This is a genomic window from Bradyrhizobium sp. LeoA1Lang, assembly GCF_055413685.1.
The window spans coordinates 23,466-46,203 of record NZ_JBVAPG010000014.1; the positions used below are offsets into that span (position 1 = coordinate 23,466).

At 63.6% G+C, this 22,738-nt stretch carries 22 protein-coding genes and 1 pseudogene; 4 read left to right on the forward strand and 19 right to left on the reverse strand.

Annotated elements, in window-relative coordinates; all coding sequences use genetic code 11:
* Positions 1-40 precede the first annotated feature (40 nt).
* The 12 genes from paaE to ACZYOF_RS07665 all read right to left on the reverse strand — a co-directional run bounded on the left by paaE (position 41) and on the right by ACZYOF_RS07665 (position 10,132).
* Entirely contained in the window at positions 41-1,120 is a 1,080-nt protein-coding gene (gene paaE / locus ACZYOF_RS07610; protein ID WP_463715342.1) for a 1,2-phenylacetyl-CoA epoxidase subunit PaaE, read from the reverse strand.
* 2 nt (positions 1,121-1,122) lie between these two features.
* Positions 1,123-1,626: a 1,2-phenylacetyl-CoA epoxidase subunit PaaD gene (gene paaD, locus ACZYOF_RS07615; protein ID WP_463715343.1), complete on the reverse strand. Its 504-nt coding sequence runs from the start codon at positions 1,624-1,626 to the stop codon at positions 1,123-1,125.
* Positions 1,620-2,396 carry a 1,2-phenylacetyl-CoA epoxidase subunit PaaC gene (paaC, locus tag ACZYOF_RS07620; protein WP_463715344.1) on the reverse strand — a complete coding sequence of 259 codons (777 nt, stop codon included), beginning with the start codon at positions 2,394-2,396 and terminating at the stop codon, positions 1,620-1,622. Before paaC ends, paaD begins: the two co-directional genes overlap by 7 nt.
* Before the next feature lie 141 nt (positions 2,397-2,537).
* Positions 2,538-2,825, reverse strand: a complete 288-nt coding sequence (gene paaB / locus ACZYOF_RS07625; RefSeq protein WP_454630423.1) for a 1,2-phenylacetyl-CoA epoxidase subunit PaaB — start codon at positions 2,823-2,825, stop codon at positions 2,538-2,540.
* Positions 2,826-2,836: 11 nt separating this feature from the next.
* Positions 2,837-3,829, reverse strand: coding sequence for a 1,2-phenylacetyl-CoA epoxidase subunit PaaA (paaA, locus tag ACZYOF_RS07630; protein ID WP_463715345.1), 993 nt, complete (start codon positions 3,827-3,829; stop codon positions 2,837-2,839).
* 74 nt (positions 3,830-3,903) lie between these two features.
* Complete coding sequence (paaX, locus tag ACZYOF_RS07635) at positions 3,904-4,773, reverse strand: phenylacetic acid degradation operon negative regulatory protein PaaX (protein WP_463715346.1); 870 nt, start codon at positions 4,771-4,773, stop codon at positions 3,904-3,906.
* A gap of 208 nt (positions 4,774-4,981) precedes the next feature.
* Positions 4,982-5,752, reverse strand: coding sequence for an esterase/lipase family protein (locus ACZYOF_RS07640; RefSeq protein ID WP_130580812.1), 771 nt, complete (start codon positions 5,750-5,752; stop codon positions 4,982-4,984).
* Between the two features lie 142 nt (positions 5,753-5,894).
* Positions 5,895-7,181 carry a DUF445 domain-containing protein gene (locus tag ACZYOF_RS07645; protein WP_463715347.1) on the reverse strand — a complete coding sequence of 429 codons (1,287 nt, stop codon included), beginning with the start codon at positions 7,179-7,181 and terminating at the stop codon, positions 5,895-5,897.
* 222 nt (positions 7,182-7,403) lie between these two features.
* A complete protein-coding gene (locus ACZYOF_RS07650) occupies positions 7,404-7,880 on the reverse strand; it encodes a phasin (RefSeq protein ID WP_463715348.1) in 477 nt (158 codons plus the stop codon).
* Between the two features lie 178 nt (positions 7,881-8,058).
* Positions 8,059-8,658 carry an N-acetyltransferase family protein gene (locus tag ACZYOF_RS07655; protein WP_463715349.1) on the reverse strand — a complete coding sequence of 200 codons (600 nt, stop codon included), beginning with the start codon at positions 8,656-8,658 and terminating at the stop codon, positions 8,059-8,061.
* Entirely contained in the window at positions 8,655-9,737 is a 1,083-nt protein-coding gene (locus ACZYOF_RS07660; RefSeq protein ID WP_463715382.1) for an alpha/beta fold hydrolase, read from the reverse strand. Before ACZYOF_RS07660 ends, ACZYOF_RS07655 begins: the two co-directional genes overlap by 4 nt.
* Positions 9,738-9,748: 11 nt before the next feature.
* Positions 9,749-10,132, reverse strand: a complete 384-nt coding sequence (locus ACZYOF_RS07665) for a hypothetical protein (protein WP_463715350.1) — start codon at positions 10,130-10,132, stop codon at positions 9,749-9,751.
* A 176-nt stretch (positions 10,133-10,308) separates the two neighbouring features.
* On the opposite strand from ACZYOF_RS07665, the gene ACZYOF_RS07670 reads away from it, so the two are divergent.
* Positions 10,309-11,229 carry an alpha/beta fold hydrolase gene (locus tag ACZYOF_RS07670; protein WP_282529549.1) on the forward strand — a complete coding sequence of 307 codons (921 nt, stop codon included), beginning with the start codon at positions 10,309-10,311 and terminating at the stop codon, positions 11,227-11,229.
* A gap of 120 nt (positions 11,230-11,349) precedes the next feature.
* Here ACZYOF_RS07670 and ACZYOF_RS07675 read toward each other — a convergent pair whose 3' ends face one another.
* The 3 genes from ACZYOF_RS07675 to ACZYOF_RS07685 form a co-directional block, all read right to left on the reverse strand.
* Positions 11,350-14,583 (reverse strand): bifunctional cytochrome P450/NADPH--P450 reductase, encoded by a 3,234-nt coding sequence (locus tag ACZYOF_RS07675; RefSeq protein ID WP_463715351.1) that lies wholly within the window; start codon positions 14,581-14,583, stop codon positions 11,350-11,352.
* A gap of 222 nt (positions 14,584-14,805) precedes the next feature.
* The gene (locus ACZYOF_RS07680) at positions 14,806-15,798 is read right to left on the reverse strand and encodes an alpha/beta fold hydrolase (protein WP_463715352.1); all 993 of its coding nucleotides are present in this window, start codon (positions 15,796-15,798) and stop codon (positions 14,806-14,808) included.
* Between the two features lie 11 nt (positions 15,799-15,809).
* Positions 15,810-16,610: a WS/DGAT domain-containing protein gene (locus ACZYOF_RS07685; protein ID WP_463715353.1), complete on the reverse strand. Its 801-nt coding sequence runs from the start codon at positions 16,608-16,610 to the stop codon at positions 15,810-15,812.
* On the opposite strand from ACZYOF_RS07685, the gene ACZYOF_RS07690 reads away from it, so the two are divergent.
* Entirely contained in the window at positions 16,609-16,788 is a 180-nt protein-coding gene (locus ACZYOF_RS07690) for a hypothetical protein (protein WP_463715354.1), read from the forward strand. The genes ACZYOF_RS07685 and ACZYOF_RS07690 overlap by 2 nt on opposite strands.
* On the opposite strand, the pseudogene ACZYOF_RS07695 reads toward ACZYOF_RS07690, so the two are convergent.
* The 4 genes and pseudogenes from ACZYOF_RS07695 to ACZYOF_RS07710 all read right to left on the reverse strand — a co-directional run.
* Positions 16,735-17,358, reverse strand: a pseudogene (locus tag ACZYOF_RS07695) (wax ester/triacylglycerol synthase domain-containing protein); the annotation flags it as partial. The gene ACZYOF_RS07690 and the pseudogene ACZYOF_RS07695 overlap by 54 nt on opposite strands.
* A 74-nt stretch (positions 17,359-17,432) precedes the next feature.
* Complete coding sequence (locus ACZYOF_RS07700; RefSeq protein ID WP_463715355.1) at positions 17,433-18,233, reverse strand: esterase/lipase family protein; 801 nt, start codon at positions 18,231-18,233, stop codon at positions 17,433-17,435.
* Positions 18,234-18,482 carry a DUF6489 family protein gene (locus tag ACZYOF_RS07705; protein ID WP_028164994.1) on the reverse strand — a complete coding sequence of 83 codons (249 nt, stop codon included), beginning with the start codon at positions 18,480-18,482 and terminating at the stop codon, positions 18,234-18,236.
* Between the two features lie 139 nt (positions 18,483-18,621).
* On the reverse strand, positions 18,622-19,875 hold the full coding sequence (locus ACZYOF_RS07710; RefSeq protein ID WP_463715356.1) for an NAD(P)/FAD-dependent oxidoreductase: 1,254 nt from the start codon (positions 19,873-19,875) through the stop codon (positions 18,622-18,624).
* Positions 19,876-20,071: 196 nt separating this feature from the next.
* Here ACZYOF_RS07710 and ACZYOF_RS07715 point away from each other — a divergent pair, with 196 nt between their 5' ends.
* Positions 20,072-21,664: an ABC transporter substrate-binding protein gene (locus ACZYOF_RS07715; protein WP_463715357.1), complete on the forward strand. Its 1,593-nt coding sequence runs from the start codon at positions 20,072-20,074 to the stop codon at positions 21,662-21,664.
* Positions 21,665-21,756: 92 nt separating this feature from the next.
* Entirely contained in the window at positions 21,757-22,737 is a 981-nt protein-coding gene (locus ACZYOF_RS07720; RefSeq protein WP_463715358.1) for an ABC transporter permease, read from the forward strand.
* Position 22,738: the final 1 nt, after the last annotated feature.

Here is a 22,738-nt window from a genome sequence, read left to right on the forward strand (position 1 = left end):
GTGAGACGCACTGCCCTGCGTGTCAACGCGACTTAAAGCTCTATACGTGGTCGTAATCTACGACGACCTTGTCCGAGCATGGCCGGGCCTGGCAGGTCAGGATGAAGCCCGCCTGCAATTCCCAGGGCTCCAGCGAATAATTCAGCTCCATCTCCGCCTTGCCCTCGACGAGCTTGGCGCGGCAGGTCGAGCACATGCCGCCCTTGCAGGCGAAGGGCAGGTCGATACCGGCGCGCAGCGCCGCGTCGAGGATAGCTTCACCATCCGCTACCGGCACCTCGCGGCGCTTGCCGTCGATGATCAGCGAGGCCATCGCCTTCGGCGGCGCGCCCGGCTCCACGATCTTTTTCGGCCGCGGCTTGCCGCCGAACTCGGAGACGAAACGCTCGACGTGGATCTTGTCATCGCCGAGGCCAAGTTCACGGCAGGTTGCCTCGATCTCTTCGCTCATCCCGATCGGGCCGCAGATGAAGACGTGATCGACACTTGCGGCCGGCACCAGCGAGCGCAACAGCACCCTCACCTTCTCGCCATCGAGCCGGCCATGCAGGATCGGGATGTCCTGCTCTTCGCCCGAGATCACATGGAACAGCGAAAACCGCTGCATGAAGCGATCCTTCAATTCCTCCAGCTCTTCGAGGAACAGCATGCCTGAGGTCGAGCGATTGCCGTAGAACAGGAAGAAGCGGCTTTGCGGCTCGCACGCCAGCACGCCCTTGATGATCGACAGGATCGGCGTGATGCCGCTTCCCGCGGCAAAGCCGACATAGATCCGCGCCTCCTCCGGTGCCGGCGCAACGCCGAAGCGGCCGGTCGGCGTCATCACGTCGAGCTCGTCGCCCGTTTTGAGGTCTTCGGCGGCCCAGTTCGAAAACGCGCCGCCATCGACCTTTTTCACGGCGATGCGCAGCTCGCCATCATCGGGGCCGGAACAGATCGAATAGGATCGGCGCACTTCCTCGCCGTCCAGCATCGTGCGCAGGGTCAGGTATTGGCCGGGCGCAAAGCTATAATCGCTTGCGAGCTCCTTCGGGATCGCAAACGTCATCGATATCGCGTCCGCGGTCTCGCGGCGCAGGTCGTGGACGGCAAGGCGATGGAAGCGGGGTGCGAGCGACATGGTCAATGACACTTGAAATAATCGAACGGTTCGCGGCAGCTCCTGCAGCGCCACAGCGCCTTGCAGGAGGTCGAGCCGAATTCGGACAGAAGTTCGGTGTCTTCAGAACCGCATTGCGGACACGGCACCTGTTGCTGGCCGAACAGCGCGCGGCGCGAGCTGCCGGGCAGCGGCGGTACGATGCCGTACTCCTTCAGCTTGCGGCGGCCGTCCTCGCTCATCCAGTCGGTGGTCCAGGCCGGCGACAGCACAGTGCGGATTTTCGGGCCGCGAATGCCTTCGCGCTCCAGCGCTAGCTCGATCTCCAGCGCAATCATGTTCATGGCGGGGCAGCCGGAATAGGTCGGCGTGATCGCGACCTCGACCTGCCCGTCATGAACTGCGACATCGCGCAGCACGCCAAGATCGGCGATGGTCAGCACGGGTATCTCGGGATCGACCACCTGCGCAGCCACGTCCCAGGCGCGCCGGCGCAGATCGGCGTCGCTGATGACAGCGGTCACCATGTCGCCCCCGGAAACGTTCGCTGCAGCGACTGCAGTTCGCTGAGGAGATGGCCGAGATGCTCACTGTGCCGGCCGCTGCGGCCACCCTGCTGCATCCAATTGCTCTGGGGTAAGCGAAGCGTCGCCTCGTTCACCACAGCGGTGATCGTCTTCAGCCATTGCGGATGCAGCGGCGCCGGGTCGACTGCGATACCGGTGTCGATCAGGCCGCGCTCAGAGCCGTCGACGGCGAACATCTCGCCGGTGAAGGACCAGAGATCGTCGATCGCGGTCTGCGCATGGCGGTGGCTTTCCTCGGTGCCGTCGCCGAGGCGGATGATCCATTCCGACGAATGCCGGACATGATAGGCGCTCTCCTTCTCGGATTTCGCCGCGATTGCCGCGAGCGTCGCATCCTTCGACTGCATCATCGCGCGCCAGTAGAGATCGGCGAAGGCAGCATAAAAGAACTGTCGCACCATGGTGCGGGCGAAATCGCCGTTCGGCTGCTCGACCAGGAGGAGATTACGATACTGCCTGACGTCGCGCAGATAGGCGAACTTGTCCTCGTCGTTGTCCTTGCCCTCGACCTTGGCGGCGTAAGTATAAAGCTCGCGCGCCTGTCCGAGGAGGTCGAGCCCCATATTGGCAAGCGCCATGTCCTCTTCCAGCGTTGGCGCGTGTCCGCACCATTCCGACAGACGGTGGCCGAGGATCAGCGCATCGTCAGCGCGCCGCAGCGTGTGGAGCACGAGCGGCGTTTCGGAAATTTCAACATTTGCAACGGCCATGTCGATCTACCTGCATCCACTTGCGCTAACCTCATCCTGAGGAGCGCGGAGCGCGTCTCGAAGGATGGGCCGCGGGGCACCATCGGGGCCTCATGGTTCGAGACGCGCTTCGCGCTCCTCACCATGAGGGGAGAGAGTGAGTTACATATGTCCGACTTCCTCGGGCACATCGTAAAATGTCGGGTGCCGGTAAATCTTCGACTCCGCCGGCTCGAACATCATGCCCTTCTCGGCCGGGTCGGAGGCCGTGATCGCATTCGACGGCACCACCCAGATCGACAGGCCCTCGCCGCGGCGGGTGTAGATGTCGCGCGCGGCCTGCAGCGCGAGCGTGGCGTCGGCGGCATGCAGGGAGCCGACATGCTTGTGCGCAAGCCCGTTGCGGCTGCGGATGAAGACTTCCCAGAGCGGACTATTCGGCGTGGCCATCTCGGCCTCCTTTATTCGGCTGCCTGTGCGAACTGCCGGCGCTTGCGCTTCTCGGCGTAAGCAGCCGCCGCCTCGCGCACCCAGGCGCCCGCGTCATGCGCCTTGCGGCGCGCCGCGAGACGATCACGGTTGCAGGGGCCGTTGCCCGCGAGCACCTGCTTGAATTCGTCCCAGTCGATCGGGCCCGGCACCCACTGGCCGGCCTCGTCCTGCTTCATCTTGGGATCGGGAATGGTGAGGCCCAGGAACTGCGCCTGCGGCACGGTCGCATCGACGAATTTCTGCCGCAACTCGTCGTTGGAGAAACGCTTGATCTTCCATTTGGTCGAGGTGTCGCTGTGCTGGCTCACCTTGTCGGGCGGACCGAACATCATCAGGACCGGCCACCACCACCGGTTCAGCGCATCCTGCGCCATCGCCTTCTGCTCGTCGGTGCCCCGGCACAGCGTCAGCATGATCTCGAAGCCCTGGCGCTGATGGAACGACTCCTCCTTGCAAACGCGGATCATCGCCCGCGCGTAAGGGCCGTAGGAGCAGCGGCACAGCGGGATCTGGTTCATGATCGCCGCGCCGTCGACCAGCCAGCCGATGGTGCCGATGTCGGCCCAGGTCAGCGTCGGATAGTTGAAGATCGAGGAATACTTGGCCTTGCCCGTCAGCATCGCGTCGACGAGCTCTTCGCGCGAGGTGCCGAGCGTCTCGGCGGCGGCGTAGAGGTAGAGCCCGTGGCCGCATTCGTCCTGTACTTTTGCCAATAGCGCAGCCTTGCGGCGCAGTGTCGGCGCGCGCGTGATCCAGTTGCCCTCAGGCAGCATGCCGACGATTTCGGAATGCGCGTGCTGGGAAATCTGCCGCGTCAGCGTCTTGCGATAGGCCGCGGGCATCCAGTCGTTCGGCTCGATGCGATCGTCGGCATCGATGCGCGCCTGAAACGCGGCGGCGCGTGTAGTGTCCTCGACATTGCGGTCATCTGCGTCAGACGTATTCAGCGCCTGCGTGTACATGGCCGACCTCCCGAATTTTATTGTCCTTGATCTATATCAAAATTCCCATTCTTGCAAGCATTCTTGTAACATATTCAAGCGCCCTCGAAACGCCGGGAAAGTTCCACGCTGGGCTTCGGCAACGGCCCATCCTCGGTGGTCGCGTGCCGGTCAAGCCATTGTTCCGACAAGGCAAGCACGCCGCGATAGATTTCTCCGCAGAGATTCCGCGCTGCACTCCCGGGCCAATCCCTTGGCAACAGCGCCGTCGGCAGCAGCGGATCGCGCAGCACCACGCGGCGGTAGTAGTGGATCAGGAGGATGCGGGCGGTGAAAGCGTCGGCATCCGTGAGTTCCTCGCCGCGCGCAAGCCAGCCGCGCAGCGGCTCGAACGTCCTGATGAATTTCTGATAGGCATCCGCGGTGCGATCGAGCGGCCAGCTCTCGCTGAGCAGTCGCCGCCCGTTTTCATCTTCGGCCGAGACTTCCAGACGGATGGCGCTAGAGGCCTCATCGGGGATCGGCACGCCCGACGGCGCGACCCACACGCCCGGCAGCGGACTGCCAAAGCCGGCGTTCTTCAGCGCCTCGCGCGCGGCGTCGCGATTCTCGCCATTGCCGATCAGCAGCAATTCGAAACGCCCGGTCCAGTCCGACGGCGGCGGGTCGTAGATATGCCTGGTCGCGGTGTCGAAGGTTTGCCGCCCTCTCTCATTCAATCGGTAGAAGCTGTTGCGGCCGACCTTGTTGCGCTCGAGCCAGCCGTCGGCGGCGAGCCGCGACATCGCGGTTCGCACCACGCCGCCATCGATGTCGAGGAAGGCGAAGAAATCCAGGAGCGTGCCGAGCCACACGCAGCCGCCGCGCGGGACGATAGCATCGCCGAACACGGTGATGACGATGGAGCCGGTGCGCGACGGTTCGCGCTTCAACTGGTCGATGATGCGGTCAAGCGGCTGCGGCATGCGTCCACGCATACCGCGTTTCGCGCGGGTGCGACAACGTTGCTTGTGGTGGGCGGTGGGGCTTCATCCTTCGAGACGGCCGCTAGGCGGCCTCCTCAGGATGAGGTCTGGCGGAGGTGCAAGCTGTCAGACCCTCATGATGAGGAGCGCGGTACGCGCGTCTCCGGACGATGCTTCGCATCGCCTTGAGAACCATGAGGCCCGGAATCTACCGGTTCGGATCAGGATAAACCATGGCGCGCCAGCCGCTCCGATCGAACGGCGCCCACTCCCCTTCGCGCTGCGCCAGACGATCGGCGACGGCGTAGACGGCGGCGGGATGGTGGCCCATGCCGCAATGGCTGCTTTCGACCTCGATGCTTTCCGACATCGCCGAGGCCTGTTCGCGGCAGCCCTGCCAGGCGCAGATGCCATCGGTGCGGCTGAAGATCGCCGAGGTCGGCACCGGAGGCGCGCCGGCCAGCGATCCGCCGAAGCGTGGATCCTCTTCTTCGGCGCGGCGGCCGCTCGCGATCTCGTAGACGCGCCAGGCGTTGGTCGATTTCGGCCCGGCGGCGAATGGGCTGCCGAGCGTGATCACCTGGCGCACGCGCTCGGGCATCATCTTGGCGAGCTGGCGCGCATAGAGGCCGCCAAGGCTCCAGCCGACGAGCGAGACCTTGCGGCCATGGCTGTCGTTCATCTCCTGCACGAGATCGACCATCCCCTGCTGCACGCCCGTACGCAGGCCGAGATTGCGGCCCTGGCGCCAGCCGCTCACCGCATAACCCTTGCTGCTCAGGAACTCGCGCAATGGCCGTGTCGAGAGATCCGATGCGACCAGTCCCGGCAGCACCAGCACCGGATGACCATCGCCGCGCGGCGCGAGGCTCAACAGCGGCAGGGCGCCGAGGAAGGCGCCGAGTTCATGGATGGCGCGCCCTTCCAACAGCATCAGCGTCCTGGACGGCGGGCGAAGCGTCTCTGCGGCAAGGGACATGCTATCTCCTTCGCGCCGGCCTTCGCGTTGCAGCAGCCGGCCAATGGATCAACGGGCAATTAAAGCTAGGGAAACGGTCCTGTTCTTTCAAGCGAACCAGATCACACAGATCACAACAAAAAGCGCCCGCGTGCCCGATCGGTCACACCAGCCGCAGCAGGTATTCGATGGTGTACAGGATCAATCCGGCAAGGCCGCCGATCAGCGAGCCGTTGAAGCGGATATATTGCAGGTCCCTGCCGACATTGATCTCGAGCAGAGAGATCAATTGCTGCATGTCCCAGGCCTTCATCTGATCGGCGATGAAGGTCGAAACGCCGCTCTTCTGGTCGGCGACCACGGTCCGGAGGATCGCGACCAATCCCTCGTTGATCTCGGCGCGCAACTCGGCGTCGCCGGCCAGCGCCTCGCCCGCCTCCACGAACATCCTGGCCAGATACTGCTGCAGCACCTGCGTCTCTCCCGAGGCGCTGCGCTCGATGAAGTCCTTCAGGTTCGACCAGATGTTGCGCGCGAGGCCTCCCAGCTCCGGCCTCGCCAACAGATCGCGCTTCAATCGGTTGATGCGATCGGCAAAAGCGCGATCGCTGCCGAGCCGCTCGACGAACGACAGCAGCATGCGGTCGAACTCGCCGCGGAACGGATGCTTCGGATCGTCGCGGACCTCCTCGAAGAATTTCGTCGCGGACGCGATGATCCGGTTCACGACAAATTTGTCGGCGCGGTAGAGTCTCAAGAGCGTCGGCATTTCCGCGCGGACCTTGTCGCGGATGACAGCCATGGTCTCCTTCGTCGTCAGCGTCTGGTGCAGGACGCGCAGGATGTCGTCGAGCAGGCCCTCGTGCTTTCCCTCCTGCACAAAGCCGCGTAGCGTGCCGGCGGCAAGCGGCGCCAGATCGATCGCCAGCAGTTGCGCGGTGACACGGCGGCTGACGAACTTCATCAACCCCGAATTCTCCGTCGCCGAAAACGCCTCCGGCAAAAGGCCCAGCACGAAGCGGGCGAGATCGGTCGAGCGCTTGCGGTCGCGCAGCCAGTCGGCGATGAAGGCGCCGAAATCGATCTCGCGCAGCTTGGCCTCCACCGGCCCTGCTTCGAGGAAATTCTTCTCGATGAATTCGCCGAGCTTCTCGGCGATGCGGCCCTGATTGCTCTGGATGATCGCGGTGTGCGGGATCGGCAATCCCAGGGGACGCTTGAACAAGGCGACCACCGCATACCAGTCGGCGAGCCCGCCGATCGTGGCAGCCTCTGCAAACGCCGCGATGAAGCCGAAGACGGGATGCACGGGCAACAGCGCTTTCGCGACGAGGAACAGCACGAACGTCGCAGCTAACACCCCGGTCGCCAGCCACTTCACGCGCCGCAACTCCGCCGCGCGGATCGCGTCGGCGGGAGTGGCGATGGTGAAGGTGGCGGGAAGGGTCATGACGCTTTCGCGCAAAGATTCATGTCGAGACACAGTAGCCGTCATTGCGAGCGAAGCGAAGCAATCCATGTCTCAACGCGGGAGAGATGGATTGCTTCGTCGCTACCGCTCCTCGCAATGACGGAGAGCGCAACATCGACGATGTATGGAAACGGAACTCAAAAAAGAAGGCCCGCAACCGGCGGGCCCTTCGGAAAACCAAAGTTGGTAGGCTTGACGCAATCAGGCGGTCTTGGTGTAGACCTTGGCGAAATTGTCCTGCGCGGACTTCGCACCTTCGGTGACGAGCTTGCCGACATATTCGGTCGCAGCCTTGGTCCGCGAGACGAACACTTCGCCGCGCGCACGCACCAGGTCCGACTGGATCTGCACCGCTTCGTTCAGCGACTTGGCGGAAGCCAGCTTGTCGATACCGTTGAAGAACGCTTCCGCGTCCTGATAGAACGCCTCCTGGATATTGCGGCTGATCTTGGCGGCCTCGGAAACCGAACCGGCAACGGCGGATTCGATCACGGCGGTCACCTTCTCCGAGCCGGCGTGCAGGTCGGCGGCACGAACCTTGGCGGTCTCGGCCTGCTTCTTCACGAACTCACGGGCGGCTTCCGGCACTTCCAGGTTCTGCAGCTTGTTGAAAGCTTCAGTCACAGGCGCAAAGGCCTGCTTGACGCTATCAAACACGGAATTGGTCTCGGTGGTCATAGGGTCTCTCCATCCTCGGTTAGAGCTATGGGCTCACCCCGTCCAAATCTGGCCCAGGGCGTCATCCTTATGCCATGGTTAATGGTGCATCGCAATATCCATGTTGCGATGCAATATCACAAATCCGTGAACGGTCATAATGTCAGGCGATCTGCACGTCCGGCGGGCGGCAGGCTGGTCAAACCTGCGGCTCGACCGCCCCCGGCAGGCCGTAGGCCTCCATCTGTGCCCGAACCTGCGCCACATTGTGCCCGAGCACGACGATGTCATGGGTCGCGCCGGCGGCATCCCGGACGTGGTCTCGCAGCAGCGCCTCGGCCCGGAAGCCGAGGCCCTCGAACAAAGCAATCGCGCCCCGTTGGTCGACCGTCATCTGTACCGAGAGCTTCTCGAGGCCAGCGCTGAGCGCAATGGCAAAAGTCTCCTGCGACAGCGCCCGCCCCACACCCTGCCCGCGGACGTCCAAGGATACCACCATCCGGATCTCACCGACATGGGGCGACCAGGAGTGGCGGTCGCGCACCAGCGTGCCGCAACCGACCACAAGGCCATCCCTCAGCGCAAGCAGGCTCACGATGTCGCCGCGGTCGATCTCGTTGAGCCACGCCGAAAGCACCTTCGGTTCGCTGATATTGCGCGGCAGGAACAGCAAATCATGCGTCGGCAGCTTTTGCGCGAAAGCCAGCACCGCGGCTTCATCGGCGCGCGACATCAGGCGGAATTCGATCTCGCCGGCCTCGGTCTTGACGCGCTGTGGATCGGAACGTGTCTCACTCATGTCGATCGCATCCCCAGCCAGGAATCCAGTTTCGGCCACAGCCGCTTGATCGCATTGGCGCCGGCAACGAGGCTGACATGGCCACCTTTGAGGACCACCTCCTCCTTGTCGGTCGAGCCGACTTTCGCGATCAGGTGTTGCGCCGCCTCATAAGGCACGATGTGATCATGCTCGGCGACCGCGTGCAGGATCGGCACCTTGACGTTCGCAAGCTTCGCCGCGCGCCCGCCGACCGACATGGCGTCGTTATAGAGCTTGTTGTCCCACATCAGGTCCTTGGTGATGGTCCGGAAATAGTCACCGGCGAGCGGCAGCGTGTCGGTCGCCCAGCGGTCGAACATCCGGTACGACTTCACGAACTCGTCGTTCCAGATGTTGTCCCAGAGCTGCACCTGGCTTGCCGCGCGCGAGGCCGGCCGCAGCATCTCGAACGACGACAGGATCAGTTCGGGCGGCATGTTGCCGACGCTGTCGATCAGGCGGTCGACGTCGAAATAGCGCCGGTCGGAGAAGTTCGAGAACAGCGTCATCTCGCGGAAGTCGATCGGCGTGGTGAAGCAGATCAAATTCTTCATCGGCCCGTCGTGGAAGATCGAGCCATAAAGCAGCGACAGCACGCCGCCGAAGCAATAACCGATGACGGAGACATCGGTCTCGCCGGAATCCTGCTGCACCCGGCGGACACAGTCCGGAATGAAGTCGAGGACGTAGTCCTCCATCCTGAGATTCTTCTCTTCCGGTTTCGGCGCGGTCCAGTCGAGCATGTAGACGTCGTAGCCACGCTTGAGCAGGAATTCGATGAAGCTCTGTCCCGGCACCATGTCGAGGATATAGCCGCGATTGGTCGTGGCCATCACGATCAGGACCGGCACGCGGTAGATTTCGTCCGCCAGCGGTCGGTAGTGGTAGAGCTGCATGGTTCCGCGGCTGGCCAGCACGTCCTTTGGCGTGGAGCCGAGCGCAGGGCCGGAGGTCGACAGATATTCGACGCCCTTGATGCTGCGCTGGATCGCGCGCTGCACCTCAGACTGAATGCGCTCCGCGATCGACGCTGCATCGATCCCCAAGGACGCATCCATTGAAGGCGCGTTCATTTTTGCGCTTTCTCCGCAGGCGGACGTTTGGTACGCGGCGGCCGCGGCTTGCTGGCTGTCGCGCTTTCCGCATTGCCTGCGCTGCGGTTCATCTGGTTGAGCATCGCCTTGATCTCGTTGAGCTGGCCCTCGATCGATTGCAGGCGCTCGGCCATGCCGACGAGCTGCGCCCGGCTCGGCAGGTTCATGCTCACGAGATACTTCTCCATGAACTCGACGAACTGCTTCTGCGCACCGGCCGCGACGCCGCCGGCCTGGTTCACCAGCCGGCTGAATTCCGGCGTTCCCATTGCCTTGTTGGCGAAGGAATTGAATCCCTTTTCCATCTCGCCGATCATCGTCTGCCAGATAACGGCGGGATCGTTGCCCTTGTCGGCCATTGGCGCTCTCCCAAATGGTTACGAGCGCTTGCCACGCCTCTCTTTGCTCTCCATACCACACCGTTGCAGGCAGCCGGTCAACCCAAGTTGACATTGGACGCCGCGCCAGAAAGCTTCTGCGCCGCGGCAAAGCGTGGCATAGAGTGGTTGCTCGAGAACCCAGCCGAGGACGCCCCGTGACCACCCTCGCCCACCGGCCGCCGCAGATGATCCGCGCCAATGGCATCGACATCTGCTACGAGATCTTTGGCGACGAGAGCGCCGAACCGATGCTGCTGATCATGGGGCTCGGCGCCCAGATGATCCATTGGGACGACGAATTCTGCGAACAGCTTGCCGCGCGCGGCTTTCGCGTGATCCGCTTCGACAACCGCGACATCGGCCAATCCGGCAAGCTCACAGGCGGCAAGCGGCTGACGGCGTTCGAAATGCTGAGACTGCGTCTGTTCGGGATCCCCGTCGCCGCACCCTACAGACTGATCGACATGGCCAAGGACACCGTCGGCCTGATGGATGGGCTCGGGCTGAAGTCAGCGCATCTGGTCGGCGCCTCCATGGGCGGCATGATCGCGCAGGAAGTCGCGATCTCCTTTCCGCAGGCGGTGCGCTCGCTCACCTCGATCATGTCGACGACAGGCAATCCGAAGATCCCGCCGCCGACTCGCGAGGCCGGCGCGGTACTGATGGCGCCGCCGCCAAGGACGAAGGACGAATTTGTCGAGCGCTTCGCCAAGACCTGGAAGATCCTGCGCGTCGGTTCCTTCCCGGAGGACGAGGCGCTCGATCGTTCGCGGGCGCTGCGCACCTATGAACGCGGCCTCAATCCCGCCGGCGTCGGCCGCCAGCTCCGCGCCATTCTCGCCTCCGGTAGCCGCAAGCAACGCCTGAGCGCGGTGAAAGCGCCGACGCTCGTCATCCACGGCACCGTCGATCCGCTGGTGCACCCGGCCGGCGGCAAGGACACCGCGGCGTCGATCCCGGGCGCTAAGCTCCTGATGATCGACGGCATGGGTCACGCATTGCCGATCCCGATGTGGCCGGAGATCATCGACGCCATCGACCAGCACGCACATGGGGCTGCGGCAAAGGCGGCGTGACGTCGAATTGTCGGTACCGACCAAGCTGCGTAGGGTGGGCAAACCGAAGCGTGCCCACCGTCCAGCATTCTACTCGCAATGGTGGGCACGCTTCGCTTTGCCCACCCTACAATTTGTGGGCTATCCGCCTGCCCAGACGTCGAGCACGTAGCGGTTCTTCGCGCCGAGGTCCTCGATCCAGCGCGTGGCCGCGTCGGCATTGTCACCGTTGTGCTCGCGATGGATCGACATCAAGGTCGCCTTGACGTCCGGCTCCATTTTGCTGCCGTCGCCGCAGACATAGATGATCGCGCCCTTCCCGATCAGGTCCCAGACGCGGTTCTTCTGCGCGGCAACCAGGTCCTGCACGTAGGTCTTGGAGCCGTTGAGGCGCGAGAACGCGGTGTGCAGCTCAGTGACACCATCGGCCGCGAACGCCTTCAGCTCATCGGCATAGATGAAATCCTGATCGGGATGGCGGCAGCCGAAGAACAGCATTGCCGGCCCGAGATTGGCGCCTTGCGACTTCCGATGCGCGCGCTCCTGCAGGAAGCCGCGGAACGGCGCCAGGCCCGTGCCGGGGCCGATCATGATCAGCGGCACCGACGCATCGTCCGGCAACCGGAAGCCGGCCTTGGTCTCGCGCACGGTGGCATAAATGGTGTCGCCGACGCGGCGGCCGGAAAGATAGTTCGAGCAGATACCCTTGTAGATGCCGCGGCCCGAACTTGCCGGCGCCTCCACCACGCCGACAGTGACGCTGCAGCGCGCGGGATCGCCTGACGGCGAGGACGAGATCGAATAGTAACGCGGCGCCAGCAGCGACAGCATTTCGAGATAGATGTGGAACGGCAATTCGCAGGCCGGATGTTCCTCCAGGAGATCGAACACCGATTTGCACTTGCGCATCACCTCGCTGCGGTAACGTTCACCGGATGCATCGTCGTCGCCGACATAGGCGAGCAGCTTCGGCTTCGTGATCGGGCAGCGCGTATGCTCGGCCATGACCTGGATCTGCTTGCGGGTCGCGACCTGCTGCAGCTCCACGAACTCGGTGAGCAGTCGCCCGACCGATATCGCATCGCCGACCGGTAGTTGCGCGCGGCGGCCTTCCGTCACCTGCAGCCTGATCTGGTCCGCGGGCAGGAAGCCGAAGCGGCGCGCGACCTGGTCCACCAGCGTCGGATCGTTGCGCGGCACCACGCTCAAGTGATCGCCGACGCGGTAGGTGATGCCGGGCGGTAGCTGCACCTCGATGTGCCGCGTCGAACGCTCGGACGGATTGGCGCCGGACTTGTTCTGCAATTCCGCATTTTCCAGCACCTTCATCGCCACCGCGCCGCCTTGCGCGACGATGGTGTTGACCGAGGTCGGCGCCACCGGCTCGACCGCATAGAGCGGCTCGTCCTCTGGCGTGCGGGTGAAGTTCCAATCGATCCCGAATTCCTTGGTCGCGACCTGCGCGGCGGCCGGAAACCATTTCTGGAACTGACCGTCGAGATCCGCCCTAGCGTCGCCCTCGCCGCGCGGATAGACGGCGCGGGCGCCGTGGGCGGTGAGCTGCTCGTCGATCAACCGCGGCACCGACTGGTACGTCGCCGCCCAATCGCTGTTGCCGCAGCCGAACACCGCGTAGCGCACGCCGGCAAACGCGTCCTTCGGCAGATCGCTGCCGAGCCATTTGACGAACTCCGTCGCGTTGTCCGGCGGCGCGCCATTGTAGGAGGCGCAGATGATCAGGACGCCGCCTTCCTTCGGCAGCTTGCCGACATAGTCGTCGAGCGGACCGAGCCTGGTGTCGAAGCCATTGACCTCGGCGAGATCGGCCATCCGCGTCGCCAGTTCCTCGGCCGAGCCGAGGTTGGAGCCATAGAGCACCAGCATCGGCGTGTTGTGCCCAAGGCGCGGTTTCGGCCGCGGCGCCCTTGGCGCGGCCGACGCTGCCGCGGCCACTCCAGCGAAGGCGCCGCGTTCCCTGTCCTCGCGCGGTCGCACCTTGATCTTGAACCCTTCGGGCTTGATCGTCAGGGTTTCCTTCAGATGCATCTGGTAGCGATGCACGTCGATCAGCTTGAAGCGCTGCAGGATCATGCCGAGCGCGAGCGCCGCCTCATGCATCGCGAAGCCGCGGCCGATGCAGGCGCGCTGGCCGTTGCCGAACGGCTTCCAGGCATTGATCGGCCGCTTGGCCTCGGCCTCGCGGCTGAAATTCTCGGGATCGAAGACGTCCGGATGCGGACCCCAGACCCTGGGATCGCGGTGCAGCACCATCACGAGGACAGTGATGAAGGTATTCTTCTTCAGCTTGTACTTGCCGCCGATGGTCTCATCCTGCAGCGGTGCGATGCCATAGGCCGGCGCCGGCGGCCATAGCCGCAGCGCCTCTTTCAGGACTTGCGTGATGTAGGTGAGCTGGGTGACCTGCTGATAGGTCGGCTTGGCGTTGATATCGGGGCCGAGCACGCGGTCGACCTCTTCATAGGCCTTCTTCAGCACCTCGGGGTGTTTCAACAGCGCATAGATCGTGCTCGACAGCAGGCCGCTCGTGGTCTCATGGCCCGCGATCAGGAATGTGTTGATCTGGTAGCGGATGTTGACATCGTCGAGCTGCTCGCCGGTGACGCGGTCGACGCCGGTCATCATCGCGGCCAGCATGTCCTTCTGGCCCTCGCCGGCATCGTCCTGGCTCCGCCTGCGCTCGGCGATGATCTCGTCGACCATCCTGTTCATGAAGGCGACGTCCTCAGTGAGCGCCTTGCGCCGCTTCTGCATCCACAGCCGTTCGAGCGGCAGGCCGCGGGTCATCATGATGGTCTCGAGCGAGCGCACCAGCGACTCCACGAAGGGATGGTAGTCGCGGCGATAGAACGAATTGAAGCGGTAGTCGAAGCCGCAGAGCCCGATGGTGTCGAGCGTCAACGCCGTCATGTCGTGGACGACGTCGATCTCCTCGTCGGCGTTGAGCCGCTCCCATTTCTTCACGAGCTGCTCGGCGATATCGACCATGCTCGGATGATAGGACTGCATGGCACGGTTGCCGAACGGCTGCAGCAGGATGTTGTGCGCCTTGCTCCAGTTCGGCTCCTTGGTGTCGGCGGTGAACAGGCCATCGCCGCCGACCGCGCGCACGCGCCGCAGCGAGCCGCGCACCGCCTTGTCGAAGCGTTTTTCGTCGGAGAGCTCGTCGACCAGATCGTGGCCGGAGACGATCACGAGCGGGGCGCCCATCATGTCGAGCCAGTAGATCGGTCCGAGCTCCTTGGCGAGCCGCACCAGATGCTGCACCGGCGCGGCCGAATCCAGCGACAGCATGTTGCCGACCACGGGCATGGTCGGCGGATGCGGGATCGGACTCAGTCGGTTGCCGGATGCCATGTGGGGAATGTCTCCTGCCCTAGCTCAGCTCACATCATCATTGCGAAGAGCTAAGCGACGAAGCAATACGTCTCGCACCAATCTCTCCCCTCGTCATTCCGGGATGCGCCTCTTGGCGCAGGCCCGGAATCCATTACGCCTCATCGCATGCGGCCCGATGGATTCCGGGCTCGCGCTTCGCGCGCCCCGGAATGACGATCGGAGTTGCTTGATGCGCACCCCTCACCCAAACCGCCTTCTACGCCATTCGATCAACTTGGCGCTGACTTCTTCCGGCTTCTCCTGCTGCGTCCAATGGCCGCTGTCCCTGACCAGATATTTCTCGAGATCTGGAATCAGCTTCTCCATTCCATCGGCCGACGACGGCGGCAGCACCGCGTCGTTCTCGGCCATGATCATCAGCGACGGCACCCGCACGGTGTGATCGAGCCCTTCGGAGCGTTGCCAGTTGCGCGACATGTTGCGGTACCAATTGATGCCGCCGGTGAAGCCGGTCTTGGTGAAGGCATCGACGAACACCTGCTTCTCTTCCGGCGACAGGATCGGTGTGCGCGGATCGTGCGCGGCATCGTAATTCGCGATCATCTGCGGGAAAGCCAGGTTGAGCCGCGGCGATGCGCCGACGCCGGCCACGACCTCTTCCGCCGGAGCGTCGGGCCGCCGCGCCGGCTTGCGCATGAAGGCATCAAAGGTCTGCTCGACCCGGCTGCCGAAAATCTTGTCCGGCTCGTGCGCGGGGTCCTGGAACTGGACGATATACATCTGCTCGCCGAACCGCTTGCGCAAAAGTTCGATCGGATCGGCCCAGGCACGGTTGGTATGCGGGGTATTGATGCCGACCACGCCGGCGACACGGTCAGGATGCCGAAGCGGCATCTGCCAGACGACGAAGCCGCCCCAGTCATGGCCGACGAAGATGGCCTTCTCGATTCCGAGATGATCGAGCAGGCCAATGAGATCGGCGGTCAGTTGCTCGATATCATAGGCCTCGACCGGCTCCGGCCGGTCGGTTACGCCATAGCCGCGCTGGTCCGGCGCGATCACGCGGATGCCGGCTTCGCTCAGCGCCTTGATCTGGTGGCGCCAGGAGAAGGCGAGCTCCGGCCAGCCGTGGCAGAGCACCATCGGCGGCTTGTCGGTCTTGGGTCCGGCTTCATAGAAGCCCATGCGGATGCTGTTGGTCTGGGCGAATTGCAGCGGGGGCATTTCCATCATCGAGACAATCCTTATTCAGCGGCGCTCTTGGTCTCGGCTGGCGGCGGCACGAACGCCGCCTCCAGCGCCTCGAATTCGGGTGGCAGCATGTCGCACAAAACCTGCACATGCGGAATGATGTTGGCACCGGCGACGAAACCGAAATCGAGCTGGTCGCGATAGCTCTGCACGGTGATGTTGAGTGCAAGGCCGTGGGTCGCGATCGACACCGGGAAAATATGCAGCAGTTCCGCGCCGGCGGCGTAGAGCGTCTGTCTTGGCCCCGGCACATTGGAGACGGTGATGTTCGCCGCCGGCGGCAGCACGTTCGATAGGTCCGAGCGGCTGTAGAGCAGCGCCAGGATCTGCACCAGGATCGGCGCGCCCAGCATCGAGACATTGGAGACCTGCGGCATGAAGGCCCGCAGCGGATGCGACATCTCCTTCGCCTTGGTGGATTGCGCGATGATCGCCTCCAGCCGCGCCTTGGGATCCTCGATGTTGGTCGCGATCGAGCAGATCATGCCGAACACCTGGTTGTTCGACTCGGTATTGCCCTCCTCGCGCAGTGAGATCGGCACCGCCGCCGTCAGCGACTTGTTCGGCAGTGCGCCCTGGCTGATCAAATGGCGGCGCACCACGCCGGAGGCGAGCGCCAGCACCACGTCGTTGAGCTTGCCGCCCGCCGCCTTTGCCACCGCCTTGGCGCGCGACAGCGAGACCGACGTGCCGGCGAAGCTGCGCTCCGAGGAGATCGCCTTGTTCAGGATGGTCGGCGGCGACACCATGCTGGCGAGGCTTTCGCGCGATTTCGGATCCGAGACCTTTGTCATGACCTCCGACACGCTTTTCAGCATCGCCGGCACGCTGCTTGCGAATTTGATCGCGTTCTCGATCTGGAACATGGCGTTGTCGAACAGGATCGAGCCCAGATCGCTCTTGCCCGAGCGCGGCAGCTCGATCGTCCTTGGCGGCGCCGCGGCATCGAACGGCTGGGTCCAGAGCTGCTGATAGGAATCGATCAGGTTTGGCCGCGATGTCGCGTGGCTCTTGCGCGACCTTCCGCGCGGTCGGCGGGTCGACCTTCCTCGGGATCGGCGAGATGTCGTAGATCATGCTGGTGAGCGCAGCACCCGCGCCGCCGTCGATGCAAGCATGATGCATCTTGGAATAGAGACCGATCTCGTTGTTCTGCATGCCCTCGAAGACGTAGAACTCCCACAGCGGCCGGGCGCGATTCAAGAGCTTGGCATGGATCCAGCCGACGAGGCGCTCCAGCGTGGCGCGGTCATGCGGCGCCGGCAGGCTGCCGCGGAAGATGTGGCGGTCGATGTCGAACTGGTCGTCCTCCACCCAGGAAGGGTGGTCGATGTCGAGCGGCGCTTTTTCCAGGCGCGATTTCAGGATCGGCGCGATGTGCAGTCGCGAGGCGATCATCGCCTTGAAGTCTTCGAAGAAGTCGCCCTTGTAGTCGTCGGGCAATCGGAAGATCGCCATGCTCCCGACATGCATCGGCATTTCCGGCGTTTCCAGATAGAGAAACGACGCGTCCAGCGACGACAGTTTCTTGGCGTCAGCCATGGCTCCCTCCCGGTGATTGTCGTGCGGCGCCTTGATGGCGCTCTCATTCGGACGGCCGCTTGCTGCGGCGTCGATCAGGATTGTGCCTGTTCCGAGGGTGGATAGGCAATGGCAAAGGGGCCGGACCGATCAAAATGCCTGAACTCGCCCTCCGCCTGCGCCAGGCGGTCGGCGACCGCCCAGAGCGCCGCGGGATTAACGCCGAGCCCGATATGGCTTGCGAGCAGCACCTCGATATTTTCGGCCGTTGCCGACGGGCGCTGCACGCTGGTTCGCCAGTTCACGATGCCGTCGGTGCGCGAGTAGATCGAGGTGGTCGGCACCGGCATGTCGCCGGCGATCGCCTGCCGGACCTCGGGGATGTCATCGACGCTCTCACCCGTCAACGCCTCGTAGAGCCGCGTCGCGTTGGTGGCGCGGATATCGCCGGCAAAGGGGCTGGCGAGCGTGATGACGGAGCGCACCATCTTCGGCGCGTTCAGCGCCAAGTCACGCGCATAGACGCCGCCAAGGCTCCAGCCGACGATGCTCACCTTGCGCCCGGTGGAGTCGCTGATCCGCTGCAACAGATCGCGCAGCGACGCGCGCATCCGCCTGAGGCCGCCGACATTGCGGCCCAGGCTCCAGGCATAGGTGTCATAGCCGAGCGCCTTCAGGTACCGCCGCATCGGCGCCATCGACAGGTCGCTCGCCAGGAAACCCGGCAGCGTCAGCACCGGATGGCCGTCCCCTTTCGGCGCGCGCATCAAGAGCGGCAGCAGCAGGAGGCTCGAATTGAACTCGAACAGGCCCCTGCCCTCGGCCAGCATCAGACAGATGTTCGGTGGACGCAGCCGGCGTTCGCTCTCCTCACGGCTGCCATCCACGGCCGTCATCTATTTCCTGTCCTTCTTCGAGGTGCTGCCGAGGCCGGCCATCGCCACGAACATGTCCTGGAAACGCTCGGCCAGTTTGGGATCGAGCCAGCTCTGCATCAAAGCTTCCGGCGAGACTTTCTCGATGTTCGAGGTCATCTGCTGCTGCAGCTTTTCCATGACCGCCGTCTGCATCGGCGCGACATCCGGCAGGCCGAAGAACTGCCGGGCTTCGAGCGGCGTGCAATCTATTTCGACGTTGACCTTCATGACCGCTCCTCAATGCAGTTGACGCATGACCCGGGAATCGATTCTTCGAACGGATCATGCCGTGGTGCAGTATCGCCGCGAGAGGGCTCGTCGCGCAAGCGGGACGATGGTGGCAGGCGGCAGGCATCGCCCGCTAGGGTCAACCAAAGCGCTCCACCGCAAACGGGTTCGCATCCGCAAACGGCGTCTCGCCGGTCATCATCTCCGCAAGCAGCCGGCCGCTCACGGGCCCGAGCGTCAGCCCGTGGTGCTGATGGCCGAAATCGAACCAGAGCCCGGGGTGGCGCGGCGCCTTGCCGATCACCGGCAGCATGTCGGGCAGGCAGGGCCGTGCGCCCTTCCAGGGCTTGGCCTCGACGGGATCGCCGAGCGGGAACAGGTTGCGCGCCCGCGGCACTGCCCGCTCGACCTGCACCGGGGACGCCGGTGCGTCGCGATGGGCGAACTCGACGCCGGTGGTCAGCCGGATGCCGCGGTTCATCGGCGCCAGACAATAACCGAGATCGGAATCGAGCACAGGATGATTGAGCATGGCGTTGCCGCCCGGCTTCAGATGCAAATGATAGCCGCGCTTGACCTGAAGCGGGATCGAATAGCCGAGCGGGCCGAATACCTGGTCGGACCACGGGCCCATCGCGACCACCACCTCGCGGGCAGTCACACTGCCCTCGCTGATTGCCACGCGCCATCGTCCGCCGGATTGTTCGAGCGTGCGGGCGTCGCCGACAAAGAAGCGGCCGCCCCTGCGGCCGAACAGCGCGGCATAGGCCTTTGCCAACCCGCCGGGATCGGCGACCGAGCCCGGCGCCGGCGAATATACTGCGCCAGCGAAGTCACCCGACAGGTTCGGCTCGCGCGCGGCGATGCCCTTGGCATCGAGGACTTCGTTGGTGACGCCATATTGCTTCGCACGCTCAGTATCGCGCACGGCCTTGGCGAAGGTCGCTTTGCTGCGATAGAGTTTGATCCAGCCGGTCTTGCGCAGCAATTCCGGGACGTCGGCTTCTGCAATCAACGCGTCGTGCTCGATCAGGCTCTGCCGGATCAGCGGCATCTCGGCGAGCGCGCTGTGCAACGCACCCTCAGCCGAGGAGGCAAAATAATAGCGCGCGAGCCATGGCAGGAAGATCGGCAGGTCGGCGACGCGGTAGCGCACCTGCGGCGCGCGGTTCAGCGCATAGCGGAGGAGCTCGCCGAAATCCCGCGGGAACATGTAAGGAAAAACCGAGGCGCATTCGATGATGCCGGTGTTGCCGTAACTCGTCTCCTCGCCAGCGGCATCGTGCCGGTCGACGAGGACGACATCGCGGCCTCGTTTTTGCAGATGCAAGGCGGCACCGACACCGACCATGCCAGCCCCCAGGACAATGACGTCGGCCCTCAGTTCCGCCATCCTTACTCCGAAAGTTCAATGTCACGCGCACGCCCGACCAGCGAGCGTCAAGCTAATCATTGCGGCACGGCTGCGCAAACTCATCTCATCTTCTACGGGAAATCGCGCTTGCGCACCCGGTAAACTTTGGCAACATTGGCATGCAATATCCTACCAACAGCGCGCATCGCGGGACCAAGTCGGGGAACAGGTTCAAATGTCGGTACGTCATCATCTGCTTGCGGCAATAAGTCTTGCCATCGTTGCGACGACGACACCTGTTTCGGCCCAGACGCTGCGCTACGCCAATCAGGGCGATCTCAAATCGCTGGATCCGCATACGCTGAACGAGACGACCACCCATGCCCATCTCGGCCAGGTCTATGAAGGTCTCACCGCGCGCGACAAGGATCTGAAGATCATCCCGGCGCTCGCCGAAAGCTGGGAGACGCCGGAGCCGACCCGTTGGCGCTTTCATCTGCGCAAGAACGTGAAATTCCAGAACGGCGATCCCTTCACCGCCGACGACGTGGTGTTTTCTGCCGACCGCGTCCGCGCCAAGGGCTCTAATCTGCAGACCCGCATTCCCGCCGATGCCAAGGTCGTCAAGGTCGATGACTACACTGTCGATTTCATCCTGACATCGCCCAATCCCATCCTGAATTCGCAATGGGATACCTGGTACATCATGGACAAGAAGTGGGCTGAGGCGAACAACGCCACGCAGCCCACGCCGGCATCCGCGACCACGCCGAGCTTTGCCTCTCTCAACGCCAACGGCACCGGGCCTTTCATGATCGAAAGCCATCAGCCCGGCGTGAAGACGGTGTTCAAGGTCAATCCGAACTGGTGGCAGAAGCCCGAACACAATTTGAAGGAAATTGTCTTCACCCCGATCGCCTCCGATGCGACCCGCGTCGCCGCGCTGCTCTCGGGCGAGGTCGACATCATCGAGCCGGTTCCGATCCAGGACATCTCGCGCGTCGACTCGAGCCCGAACGCGCAGGTGCTGAAGGGTCCGGAGATCCGCACCATCTTCCTCGGCATGGACCAGACCCGCGATGAACTGCTCTACTCCAACATCAAGGGCAAGAACCCGTTCAAGGACATCCGCGTCCGCGAGGCCTTCTACAAGGCGATCGATATCGAACTGATCAAGAACCGCGTGATGCGCGGGCTGTCGACGCCGTCGGCGCTGATGGTCGCGCCGCAACTGTTCGCGCTGTCGAAGGATTTCACCCGTCCGAAATTCGATCCCGACGGCGCCAAGAAGCTCCTGACGGAAGCCGGCTATCCCGACGGCTTCGAAGTCACCATGGATTGCCCGAACGACCGCTATGTCAACGACGCCGCGATCTGTCAGGCTGTGGTTGGCATGCTCGCCCGCATCGGCGTGAAGGTGAACCTGCTGGCGCAACCGAAAGCGCAGTATTTTGCAAAAATTCTGAAGCCCGGCGGCTACCAGACCTCGTTCTACATGCTGGGATGGACGCCCGGCACGCTCGACTCGCACAACGTGATGTATGACATCATGGGCTGCCGCGACGATCCGAAATCGGCGCGCGGCGAGACCAATCTCGGCGGCTACTGCAACAAGGAATTCGATGACATCGCCGACAAGGTGCTGCAGGAGACCGACACCGCCAAGCGCGACCAATTGATCAAGGCCGGCTTCGAGATCGCGATGAAGGACTGGGCCTACATCCCGCTGCATCAGCAGGCGCTGGCCTGGGGTGTCTCGAAAAAATTGAAAGTGGTGCAGCGCCCGGACAACCAGGTCCTGCCCTACTGGATGGTCAAATCGGAATAAAGCTTCGCCGCTCCAAGGTCCCGGCAGCCCCGTGCTCCGGGACCTTTTGCTTAGTGGCGGGAAATCGCCAACGCTTCGGGTGAAAGGAAGAGATGCTCGCTTTCACGCTTCGCCGTGCCGTTCAAGCCATCGGGGTAATGATCGCCGTCGGGATCATCGCCTTCGCGATGTTCCGTTTCGCCGGCGACCCCGTCAGCCAGATTGTCTCGATCGACACGCCCGCGGCCGAGCGCGAGGCGGTGCGCAAATCGCTCGGGCTCGATGATCCCGTGCTGATCCAGTTCGCGCGCTATTTCGTCAACGCCGCGCAGTTCAAGTTCGGCGTCTCCTATCAGTTCCGGCAGCCGGTCTCGACGCTGCTCGCCGAGCGGTTGCCGGCGACGCTGGAGCTTGCGATCTGCGCCACGATCTTCGCGATGGTGTTCGGCATCCTGATGGGCGTCTATGCCGCGCTCAGGCGCGACACCCTGCTTGCCAAACTATGCCAGGCGGTCTCGCTGATCGGCATCTCGCTGCCGACCTTCCTGATCGGCGTCCTCCTGATCTACCTGTTCGCAGTGACGCTGGGCTGGCTGCCTTCATTCGGCCGCGGCGAAGTGGTGCGGATCGGCTGGTGGACGACCGGCCTGCTCACGGTGTCCGGCCTCAAGGCGCTGATCATGCCCTCGATCACGCTCGGCCTGTTCCAGATGACGCTGATCATGCGGCTGGTGCGCGCGGAGATGCTGGAAGTGCTGCGCACCGACTATATCCGCTTCGCCCGCGCCCGTGGACTGACCACGCGCGCGATCCATTTCGGCCACGCGCTGAAGAACACGCTGGTTCCCGTCATTACCGTAGCCGGCCTGCAGTTTGGCTCGGTTATTGCATTCTCGATCATCACCGAATCCGTGTTCCAGTGGCCGGGCATGGGATTGATGTTCGTGCAGGCGGTGCAAAACGTCGATATCCCGATCATGGCGGCGTATCTTCTGATGGTCTCGCTGATCTTCGTCACCATCAACCTCGTGGTCGACATTCTCTACACCATCGTCGACCCGCGCCTGCGCGCCACCGTTAGCCGACCGGCCTGAG